7 protein-coding genes are annotated in these 8440 nt (G+C 68.0%); 6 read left to right on the forward strand and 1 reads right to left on the reverse strand.

Annotated features, from left to right (window positions below; all coding sequences use genetic code 11):
* Positions 1 to 138: 138 nt before the first annotated feature.
* The 6 genes from QOD90_RS17425 (at position 139) to QOD90_RS17450 (ending at position 8213) form a co-directional block, all read left to right on the forward strand.
* On the forward strand, positions 139 to 843 hold the full coding sequence (locus QOD90_RS17425; protein ID WP_526351918.1) for a response regulator transcription factor: 705 nt from the start codon (positions 139 to 141) through the stop codon (positions 841 to 843).
* On the forward strand, positions 840 to 2468 hold the full coding sequence (locus QOD90_RS17430) for a sensor histidine kinase (RefSeq protein ID WP_526351908.1): 1629 nt from the start codon (positions 840 to 842) through the stop codon (positions 2466 to 2468). The genes QOD90_RS17425 and QOD90_RS17430 overlap by 4 nt, the downstream gene beginning before the upstream one ends.
* Before the next feature lie 95 nt (positions 2469 to 2563).
* Complete coding sequence (locus tag QOD90_RS17435; RefSeq protein WP_526351920.1) at positions 2564 to 4393, forward strand: ArnT family glycosyltransferase; 1830 nt, start codon at positions 2564 to 2566, stop codon at positions 4391 to 4393.
* 55 nt (positions 4394 to 4448) lie between these two features.
* The gene (locus QOD90_RS17440; RefSeq protein ID WP_526351910.1) at positions 4449 to 5726 is read left to right on the forward strand and encodes a bifunctional glycosyltransferase family 2/GtrA family protein; all 1278 of its coding nucleotides are present in this window, start codon (positions 4449 to 4451) and stop codon (positions 5724 to 5726) included.
* Positions 5727 to 5754: 28 nt separating this feature from the next.
* Complete coding sequence (locus tag QOD90_RS17445; RefSeq protein ID WP_526351912.1) at positions 5755 to 7656, forward strand: ArnT family glycosyltransferase; 1902 nt, start codon at positions 5755 to 5757, stop codon at positions 7654 to 7656.
* A gap of 65 nt (positions 7657 to 7721) precedes the next feature.
* A complete protein-coding gene (locus tag QOD90_RS17450; RefSeq protein ID WP_526351914.1) occupies positions 7722 to 8213 on the forward strand; it encodes a beta-class carbonic anhydrase in 492 nt (163 codons plus the stop codon).
* Positions 8214 to 8241: 28 nt separating this feature from the next.
* On the opposite strand, the gene QOD90_RS17455 is transcribed toward QOD90_RS17450, so the two are convergent.
* Positions 8242 to 8440: hypothetical protein (locus QOD90_RS17455; protein ID WP_526351916.1), on the reverse strand; the 199-nt coding region annotated here is incomplete at its 5' end.

Consider the following 8440-nt stretch of genomic DNA (forward strand, 5'->3'; position numbering starts at 1 on the left):
TGTGCCAGCTGTGAGCCGTCTTCCACAGCTGGTACATAGAAATGGCACAGGTCGTGCCCATTCCGGGGGTAAACAATGACGAGGATGACCATCGCGAACGGCTCAGACCGAGAACATGCCGACCCCGCGCGCCTCGTCATGCGCAGGTCAGACGGCAAGCCGATCAATGTGCTGGTGGTCGACGACGAGCCGGTCCTCGCTGAACTGGTGTCGATGGCGCTGCGCTACGAGGGTTGGGACATCGCCACGGCCGGCGACGGCGAGTCCGCGATTGCGCTGGCGCGCGAGAACCCACCCGACGTCGTCGTGCTGGACGTCATGCTGCCCGACATGAGCGGTCTGGACGTGTTGCACGAACTGCGCGCCCAGATTCCGGGGCTCCCGTTGCTGCTCCTGACGGCGAAGGACTCGGTGGAGGACCGCATCGCCGGCCTCACCGCCGGTGGCGACGACTACGTGACCAAGCCGTTCAGCCTCGAAGAGGTGGTGTTGCGGCTGCGGGCGTTGCTCAGGCGCACCGGGGTGGCTGACGAGTCGGGCGGCGCGCAGATCGTGGTCGGCGACCTGGTGCTCGACGAGGACAGCCACGAAGTGACCCGCGCAGGGGAGCCGATCACGTTGACGGCCACGGAGTTCGAGCTGCTGCGGTTCATGATGCGCAACGCCAAGCGGGTGTTGAGCAAGGCGCAGATCCTCGACCGGGTCTGGAGCTACGACTTCGGCGGTCGGTCCAACATCGTCGAGTTGTACGTGTCGTACCTTCGCAAGAAGATCGACAGCGGCCGTGAGCCGATGATTCATACGCTTCGTGGCGCCGGTTACGTTCTCAAGCCATCGCGATGAGCTTCGGCCCCCGCCAGGAGGCATCTGGGTCGCACAGTCGGATCCTCGCACCGCGGACGTGGTCCCTGCGGCTGCGGCTACTCGTTACCCAGGTGGTGCTGCTTTCCGTGGTGTGCGCAAGCATCGGAATCGCGACGGAGTTTGCACTGCAACGCTTTCTGATGCGTCAGCTCGACAATCAGCTGGTCGAGGCAGGCAAGCGTTCGGCGGCGATCTTCGAGCTCCCGCCGCCGATGCTGCGTCCGGGGCCCCCTGGCATGCGTCCGCCCGATGTGCCGCACGATGATCCGCCGGACGGCCTAGGGCCGGGACCCATGTTCCGGGACCGTTTGTCCGACCCGGAGTTCGGGCCAGGCCCCGGCTTCCTGAACGCGCCAGGGCAGGCCACGCGGACGGTCGGCGCCGTCATCTCACCGTCGGGAGCGGTCGACGCGGGGGTCATCACCTCCGACGGTGGTCGGTCCGAGATCAGCTCCGGGGCGGCCGCGGCGTTGGCCCGAGTGCCACCGACTCGCACTCCCCAGACGGTCGAGCTCGACGGTCTCGGCCGCTACCGGGTGATCGCACTGCACGCGCGCCACGGCGATCAGATCATCGTCACGGGACTGCCGACCGCGGTCGTGGACGACACCCTGTTGTGGGTGGTCGGCATGTTCTGCGTCCTGGCCGCCATCGCCCTGGTGGCCGCTGCCACCGCAGGCATCCTCATCATCCGGCGTCAGTTGGCACCTCTGTCCAGGGTCACCGCGGCCGCGCGTGACGTCGCGGTTCTCGAACTCGACACGGGTGAGGTGAACCTGCCGACCCGGATCGTTCGGGTCGACCCGGACGGTGCGCATACCGAGGTCGGCCAGCTTGGATCGGCGCTCAACACCATGCTCGACCGCATCGCCGGCGCGCTGTCCGCGCGCCACGCCAGCGAGACGCGGGTCCGCCAGTTCGTCGCCGACGCGAGCCACGAACTGCGCACCCCACTCGCCGCCATCCGCGGCTATACCGAACTGGCGCAACGCAAGCGACACGACCTCCCCGACGACGTCGCCCATGCGATGAGCCGGGTCGAATCCGAGACCGAACGCATGACCCATCTTGTCGAGGACATGCTGCTGCTGGCCCGGCTCGATGCGGGTCGGCCACTCGTGCGCGAACCGGTCGACGTGTCGAGGCTCGTCGTCGACGCGGTGAGCGACGCCCATGTCGCCGGGCTCGACCACGACTGGGCTCTCGACCTGCCCGAGGAGCCCGTGACCGTCGTCGGCGACGAGCCGCGGCTGCAGCAGGTGCTGGTCAATCTGTTGGCGAACGCCAGAGTTCACACCCCCGCTGGGACGTCGGTGACGACGTCGCTGATTCAAGAGGGCGACACAGCCGTGTTGACCGTCGCCGACGACGGGCCCGGTATCCCCGCCGACCTGGTGCCGGAGGTCTTCGAGCGGTTCGCCCGCGGTGATTCCTCGCGATCGCGCCGCGGCGGCAGCACGGGCCTCGGGCTGGCGATCGTGGCCGCCGTGGTGAAGGCGCACGACGGGACGATCGGCGTCCGAAGTGAACCAGGTGGTACGGAGTTCGTCGTTCGGCTGCCCTGCCACACGGAACCTTCACAGCCGACCCACAGTCCGAACTAATCGGGCGCCTAGCCGGCTGACCGAGAATCGATGGGGTGATTGCCGTTCTGACGCGCCCAGCGCACGCCGATGACGGCCCCGACGACGTCGTTGACGTGCGACGTCAGCCCGCGTCGATCGGCGAGCGCGTGGCGTTCGGTCTCCTTCTTGCGACCACCGCGGTGCTGTACCTGTGGAACCTGTCCGCCAGCGGCTGGGCGAACGGCTTCTATTCGGCGGCGGCCCAGGCCGGGGCGGACAACTGGACCGCCATGCTGTTGGGCTCGAGTGACGCAGGCAATGCGATCACCGTCGACAAGACTCCTGCCGCGTTGTGGGTGATGGACGTGTCGGTGCGGTTGTTCGGGCTGAACTCGTGGAGCGTGCTGGCGCCACAGGCATTGGAGGGGATCGCTGCCGTCGCGCTGCTCTACGCGGCCGTGCGCCGAGCCGCAGGTCCGTCGGCGGCGTTACTTGCGGGTGCGGTCTTCGCCCTGACCCCCGTCGCGGCGATGATGTTTCGCTTCAACAACCCCGATGCCCTTCTGGTGCTTGCCCTCGTCGCGGGTGCGTACTGCGTGCAGCGGGCGTGCGAACGCGATAGCAGCCGCTGGTGGCTGATCGGCGCGGGCGCCGCGGTCGGCATCGGTTTCCTGGCCAAGATGTTGCAGGCGTTTCTGGTGTTGCCCGCGTTCGGGATTGCCTACCTCGTCGCCGCGGCCGTACCGCTGCGCACGCGGCTGGTCAGACTGGCCTGCGCGGTCGCCGCCATGGTGGTCAGCGGTGGCTGGTATCTGCTGCTCGTCGAATTGTGGCCGGCGTCGTCGCGCCCCTACGTCGGCGGCTCGCAGCACAACAGCATCATCGAGCTCGCCTTGGGCTACAACGGTTTCGGCCGACTCACCGGCGACGAGACCGGTGGCCTCGGCAACATGAACTTCGACGTCGGCTGGGGCAGGCTGTTCGGCAGCTCGATGGGCGCCTACATCGCGTGGTTGATCCCCGCCGCGGTGGTGTGCGTCGCCGCGGGGTTCGTCATCACCCGTCGCGCCCCGCGGACCGACCCGACGAGGGCAGGGCTGATCATTTGGGGCGGCTGGCTGGTGGTCACCGCGATCGTCTTCAGCTACGCCAACGGCATCCTGCACCAGTACTACACCGTCGCGCTCGCGCCGGCGATCGGCGCGAGCATCGGAATTGGCGCAATACTGCTGTGGCGCAACAGGTTCGACGTTCGGTCCGCCGTTGCGATGTCGACCACCGTGCTCGTCACGGTGATCCTCGCCGCGATCCTGCTGGCTCGCCGCCTCGATTGGTTGCCCTGGCTGGGCACCGTGGTCGCGGTCGCCGGGGTCGCTGCCGCGGTGCTGCTCCTGGTGGCGGGTCGGCTCCCGGCGCGCGTCGGCACGGGCGTCGCCGCACTGGCCATCCTGGCCTGTCTGGCCGCGCCGACCGCCTACGCATTGGCGACGGTGGCCACCCCGCACTCGGGGGCGATTCCTTCGGTGGGGCCACCGCGCGGGCACGGTTCGTTCGGTGGTCCCGGTGGTCCCGGTGGCGGCTTCCTCGACATCCCTGAGCCAGGGCCCGACTTGACGGCGCTGCTGGCAAACGGCGCTAGCAGGTATCAGTGGACCGCCGCGGTCGTCGGTTCGAGCAACGCGGCGGGCTACCAATTGGCCGGCGGCGCGCCGGTGATGGCGGTCGGCGGGTTCAACGGCACCGACCCCGCACCGACGCTCGCCGAGTTCCAGAGTCACGTCGCAGACGGCCACATCCACTACTTCATCAAGGGGCATTCGATGTTCGGCATGCCGATCGGCCGCGGCAACAGCGGCAGTCGCGACGCGGCTGACATCAGCTCCTGGGTCGAGGCGCACTACTCACCGAAGACGGTCGACGGCGTCGTCGTCTACGACCTGACCGAGACGCCGTCCAACTCATAGCCGGCGCATAGCTTGCTCATGAGGCCACCACACCTCGCGGATCGACGATGGAGCCATGACAGACATTCAGGACGCGCCCGTCACGCAGTTCACGGCGGTTTCCAGGGAGATGGCCTTCGGGTCGCGGCCCAACGCCGCGCTCCAGGCCCGCGCCCTCGGGGTTCCGGTGCTGGACGTGGTGATCCCGGTCTACAACGAGCAGGCCGCTCTTGCTGGTTCGGTGCACCGGCTCCACCGCTACCTGCGGGACAGCTTTCCTTATCCGGTCCGGATCACTATCGCCGACAACGCCAGTGTCGACGACACCCCCCGCATCGCCGCTCAACTGGCCGCCGAGCTCGACGACGTCCGCGCGGTGCGGCTGGAGCAGAAGGGCCGGGGACGCGCGCTGCACCAGGTGTGGTCGGAGTCCGATGCGATGGTGTTGGCCTACATGGACGTCGACCTGTCGACGGATCTCGCCGCGGTCGCGCCGCTGGTCGCGCCGCTCATCTCCGGTCACTCCGATCTGTCGATCGGCACCAGGCTGGGTCGCGGCTCACGGGTGGTGCGCGGTCCCAAGCGCGAGATCATCTCACGCTGCTACAACCTGATCCTGAAGTCGACTCTGCAGGCCCGGTTTTCGGATGCTCAGTGCGGTTTCAAGGCGATTCGCGCCGACGTCGCACACCAGCTGTTGCCCCACGTCGCCGATACCGGCTGGTTCTTCGACACCGAGCTGCTGGTCCTCGCCGAGCGCAGCGGCCTGCGCATCCACGAGGTCCCGGTCGACTGGGTCGACGATCCGGACAGCCGGGTGGACATCGTTGCGACGGCCGCCGCCGACCTCAAGGGTGTCGGCAGGCTTCTTCGCGGCTTCGCCAACGGGTCGATTCCGGTGAATGCGATTGCCGCGCAACTGGCTCCATCGCAGGCGACGACCGTGGCCCCAAACTCGCTGTTCCGCCAGGTGGTGCGGTTCGGCGCCGTGGGCGTCGCATCGACCGCGGCGTACCTTCTGCTGTTCATGGTGCTGCACCCGGTCATCGGCGCCCAGGTGGCAAACTTCGTGGCCCTGCTGCTCACGGCGATCGCGAACACGGCCGCCAACCGGCGGTTCACGTTCGGGGTGGCCGGCGCCGCGAAGGCGGCACGCCACCACGTCGAGGGCCTCATCGTGTTCGCCATCGCATTGACGATCACTAGTGGCGCGCTGGCGGGGCTGCACGCCTTCGTCGACCAGCCGCATCGGCTGCTCGAACTCTCCGTGCTGGTGTTGGCGAATCTGGTCGCCACCGCCGTCCGCTTCGTCCTCCTGCGCGGCTGGGTGTTTCACCCCCGCCGGGCCAACTGACATCGATCGAGATAGAGGGAAAACGACTGTGACACTGACTGCTGAAGACGTCCGAGCGGACGCCGTCGTCGACGAGGGTAGCCCGCCGGATCCGCGGTGGACGCGGCCCGCGTTCTGGACGCTGTTGGTCGCCACCGGCGTGCTCTACCTCTGGGGCCTCGGCTCCTCGGGCTGGGCCAACAGCTACTACGCCGCCGCCGCGCAGGCCGGTACCCAGGACTGGAAGGCGTGGCTTTTCGGGTCGCTGGACGCGGGCAATGCCATCACCGTCGACAAGCCGCCCGCCGCGATGTGGGTAATGGGGTTGTCCGGCAGGTTGTTCGGGTTCAACGAGTTCACCATGCTGCTGCCGGAGGCGTTGATGGGCGTCGGCGCGGTCGCGGTGCTCTACCTCACGGTCCGGCGCAGCAGCGGTCCCTCCGCCGGTCTGATCGCGGGCCTGGTGTTGGCGGTGACGCCCGTCGCGACGCTGATGTTCCGCTTCAACAACCCCGACGCCCTGCTGGTGCTGCTGCTGGTCGTGGCGGCCTACTGCACCGTGCGCGCCATCGACGCGAGTACCGCTCGGCGAATGACGATGTGGATGGCATTGACGGGTAGCGCGATTGGCTTCGCGTTCCTGACGAAGATGCTGCAGGCGTTCCTCGTCGTGCCGGGTCTGGCGTTGGCCGTCCTGGTTGCCGCGCCCTTCGGGGTGTGGAAACGACTGGGCGCGTTGCTCGTCGGCGGTGTGGCGATGATCGTCTCTGCCGGGTGGTACGTCGCGTTGGTCAGCCTGTGGCCTGCCGATTCACGCCCGTACATCGCCGGATCCACCGACAACAGCCTGCTGCAGTTGGCCTTTGGGTACAACGGCATCGAACGCATCGCCGGAAACGAGGGCGGCGGTCCCGGTGGCGGCGGCCCAGGCCATGGACCCGGCGGCGGGGGAATGAACCTGTTCTTCGGGGGCGATCCGGGTATCGGTCGACTGTTCGGGGCGTCGATGGGTGCCGAGGCATCGTGGCTGCTGCCCGCTGCGCTCATCGGCTTGGTCGTCGGACTGGTGCTGACCTGGCGTGCGACGCGCACGGATCGGGCTCGCGCGGGCCTGTTGCTGTGGGGCGGTTGGCTTCTGGTGACCGGCGCGGTGTTCAGCTTCATGGCGGGCACCGTCCACCCCTACTACAACGTCGCGCTCGCACCCGCCGTCGCCGCGCTGGTCGGCATTGCGGTCGCGCAGCTCGTCCAGCGCCGGGAGGTTTTGGTGCCGCGCCTGGTGCTCGCCGGGATGCTGCTTGCCACGGGCGTGTGGTCGTTCGTGCTGCTGAACCGGACGCCCGAGTGGTGGCCGGCGATCCGCTGGGTGGTTCTCATCGGGTCGATCGTGGTCGCGTTACTGCTCGCCGTTCGCGCCCACCGTCTCGGCAGGGCCACCGTGGCCGTCGTCGTGGCGGCCGCCATCGTCGGGCTTGGTGGCTCAACGGCGTTCTCGATCTACAACGTCACCAGTGCGCACAACGGTCCCGGCACCATGTCGGGCCCGCAGAAGGCCGGAGGGTTCGGCTTCGGCGGGCCAGGCCACGGACCGGGTATGCCTGGTCGCGGTGACAGCCCCGAGCTCGTAGATCTCCTCAAGAGTGCCGACAGTCGTTGGGCCGCAGCAGGTATCGGCTCGATGTCGGTGGGCGACCTCGAACTCAAGACGGGTACGTCGCTGATGGCGATCGGTGGGTTCACCGGTGGTGACCCGTCGCCGACACTGGCGCAGTTCCAGCAGTACGTCGCCGACGGTCAGGTGCGGTACTTCCTGGCGGACTCGGGTCACGGTGGCCCGCCCGGGCACAGTTCCGGTACGGCAGCCGACATCACGGCGTGGGTGGAGAAGACGTTCACCAAGACCGACGTCGGCGGCACGACCGTCTACGACTTGCAGTCAGCGCGATCCTGAACCTGTGATCTCGGGCAGGCGGTGACTATCGTCATGGCCATCGCCTGCCCGCCTAGGAGGTCCCAATGTCAGTGACCGACGAGTACCTGAAGAACAACGAGGCGTACGCCGAATCCTTCACCGGGCCGTTGCCGTTGCCGCCGAGCAAGCACGTCGCAGTCGTCGCGTGCATGGACGCCCGACTGGACGTCTATCGGGTCCTCGGCTTGGCCGAGGGGGAGGCACACGTCATCCGCAATGCGGGCGGCGTGGTGACCGATGACGAGATCCGGTCGTTGGCGATCAGCCAGCGACTGCTCGGCACCACCGAGATCATCCTCATCCACCACACCGACTGCGGAATGTTGACGTTCACCGACGACGGCTTCAAGCAGCAGATCCAGGACGAGACGGGCCTCAAGCCCGAATGGGCCGCCGAAGCCTTCGCCGATGTCGACGAGGACGTCCGGCAGTCGTTGCGCCGCATCGAGGCCAGCCCGTTCGTGACCAAGCACGAGTCGTTGCGCGGCTTCGTCTTCGACGTCGCGACGGGCAAGCTGAACGAGGTCACCCTCTAGGTCGGCACCACGTGGTGGCAGACGCAGCTCAGATGCCGGTGCACAGCGCCACGAACGGAATTGGCGCGCAGATCCCCACTGAAAAGCCTGGAGTGGGATCGCCGTTCCATGGCGGCGGCGGCGGCGGCGCCCACGCGGCAACGCAGGTGTTCGACGGCGCATCGAAGACGGTTCCCTGCCCGCACTCCGTTGCGTAGCTCGCCCCCGGCGAGATCACGGTGACGTAG

Source organism: Mycobacterium sp. (assembly GCF_032161845.1).
Taxonomy (GTDB): Bacteria; Actinomycetota; Actinomycetes; order Mycobacteriales; family Mycobacteriaceae; genus Mycobacterium.

Excerpts from the sequence above, each read along its gene's own strand:
- QOD90_RS17430 (WP_526351908.1), top strand. The coding sequence starts at position 840 with ATGAGCTTCGGCCCCCGCCAGGAGGCATCTGGGTCGCACAGTCGGATC.
- QOD90_RS17440 (WP_526351910.1), top strand. The coding sequence starts at position 4,449 with ATGACAGACATTCAGGACGCGCCCGTCACGCAGTTCACGGCGGTTTCC.
- QOD90_RS17450 (WP_526351914.1), top strand. The coding sequence starts at position 7,722 with ATGTCAGTGACCGACGAGTACCTGAAGAACAACGAGGCGTACGCCGAA.
- QOD90_RS17425 (WP_526351918.1), top strand. The coding sequence starts at position 139 with ATGCGCAGGTCAGACGGCAAGCCGATCAATGTGCTGGTGGTCGACGAC.